The 436-nt window shown below is 34.4% G+C and carries 1 protein-coding gene; it reads right to left on the bottom strand.

Translation table 11 applies throughout. From position 1 onward, the window contains the following. On the bottom strand, window positions 1-436 hold a 436-nt coding region (locus AAC854_RS23165; protein ID WP_422824134.1), incomplete at both ends, for an Abi family protein.

Raw genomic sequence — 436 nt, 5'->3', positions numbered from 1 at the left:
ATATTTTTTCTTATAATGTTCAATAAACGTTTCTTTGGCTTCATTAATTTGACCAAAAAAGTTTTCATAGTGGTAGTCATTGCTCAGAACAGATAAGTTCATGAACCAATGAGCGCCATATTTTCCACTCATATGCTCAGACAAACAGGTTCGCAACCCTATTTCAACTTTTTGTATTTGTTCGAGTATAATTAAACGTAGTTTGCGATCAAATTCATAAAGCTGAATAACATCTTCCAGCGTCGTTCCTGCAACAAAATTCTTGGGTTCAATCGGTTGTGGTATACGCTGATTATCCATAATGTAAAAAGGATAAAAATAACCACGCAATCTGTAATAACCGATAAATGTCAGGGCATTTTCTGCCACTTTGCGATCTTTTATAATCAGGCCACGTTCCTGGAGCTTATTTATAAGAAAAGAAATATTTTCAGGA

The organism is Xenorhabdus entomophaga, from assembly GCF_037996725.1.
GTDB lineage: Bacteria > Pseudomonadota > Gammaproteobacteria > Enterobacterales > Enterobacteriaceae > Xenorhabdus > Xenorhabdus khoisanae.
Note: the sequence above shows the minus strand (reverse complement) of the source record. Positions and strands in the feature narration are given on the sequence as shown.